Here is a 1,518-nt window from a genome sequence, read left to right as displayed (position 1 = left end):
AAAGGTGAAAAGGACCCCGGGAGGGGAGTGAAATAGAACCTGAAACCGCATGCATACAAACAGTAGGAGCCTTTTTTTGAGGTGACTGCGTACCTTTTGCATAATGGGTCAGCGACTTACATTCTGTGGCGAGGTTAACCGAATAGGGAAGCCGAAGCGAAAGCGAGTTCGAATAGAGCGAAAAGTCGCAGGGTGTAGACCCGAAACCAGATGAGCTATCCATGGCCAGGTTGAAGGTGTGGTAACACACACTGGAGGACCGAACCGACTAGTGTTGCAAAATTAGCGGATGAGCTGTGGATAGGGGTGAAAGGCCAAACAAATCTGGAGATAGCTGGTTCTCCCCGAAAACTATTGAGGTAGTGCCTCGTGTGAAGGCTCCAGGGGGTAGAGCACTGTTTTGGCTAGGGGGACATGTAGTCTTACCAAACCAAGGCAAACTCCGAATACCTGGAAGCTATACACGGGAGACAGAGCACCGGGTGCTAACGTCCGGACTCAAAAGGGAAACAACCCAGACCGCCGGCTAAGGTCCCCAATAGCAGCTAAGTGGAAAACGAAGTGGAAAGGCCGTGACAACCAGAAAGTTGGCTTAGAAGCAGCCATCCTTCAAAGAAAGCGTAATAGCTCACTGGTCGAGTCTTTCTGCGCGGAAGATGTAACGGGGCTAAGCTGCTAACCGAAGCCGCGGATGCATGGAAAAATCCATGCGTGGTAGGGGAGCGTTCTGTAAGTCTGAGAAGGCGGATTGAGAAGTCTGCTGGAGATATCAGAAGTGCGAATGCTGACATGAGTAACGTTAAAGAGGGTGAAAAGCCCTCTCGCCGCAAGCCCAAGGTTTCCTGCTCTACGTTCATCGGAGCAGGGTGAGTCGGCCCCTAAGGTCAGGCCGAAAGGCGTAGCCGATGGGAACCGGGTTAATATTCCCGGACCGCTGTCAGATGCGAAGGGGTGACGGAGAGGCTAAGGTCATCCGAGTGTTGGACTACTCGGTACTTAGACGAGGACGGTTGGCAGGCAAATCCGCCAACGGATCGTCCGGATCGGAAGTGGTGCTCTCACGGGAGCGAAGTGATTGGAAACTCTTCCAGGAAAAACCTCTAAGCTACAGTCTGAGAGGACCGTACCGCAAACCGACACTGGTGGGCGAGCTGAATATGCTCAGGCGCTTGAGAGAACTCGGGAGAAGGAACTCGGCAAATTGACACCGTAACTTCGGAAGAAGGTGTGCCGCAGTAGCGTGAGAGGAGAGACACCTTGAGCGTGAGACGGTCTCAGAGAATAGGTGGCTGCGACTGTTTATTAAAAACACAGCACTCTGCAAACACGAAAGTGGACGTATAGGGTGTGACGCCTGCCCGGTGCCGGAAGGTTAATTGATGGGGTTAGCGCAAGCGAAGCTCTTGATCGAAGCCCCGGTAAACGGCGGCCGTAACTATACCGGTCCTAAGGTAGCGAAATTCCTTGTCGGGTAAGTTCCGACCTGCACGAATGGCGTAACGATCTCCCCGCTGTCTC

Annotated in this window: 1 rRNA gene; it reads left to right on the top strand. The window is 53.0% G+C overall.

From position 1 onward, the window contains the following. Positions 1–1,518, top strand: a 23S ribosomal RNA gene (locus U1R88_RS35465); the annotation flags it as partial.

The sequence above is a fragment of the Labrys sedimenti genome (assembly GCF_034424805.1).
GTDB classification, from domain to species: domain Bacteria; phylum Pseudomonadota; class Alphaproteobacteria; order Rhizobiales; family Labraceae; genus Labrys; species Labrys sedimenti.
Note: the sequence above shows the minus strand (reverse complement) of the source record. Positions and strands in the feature narration are given on the sequence as shown.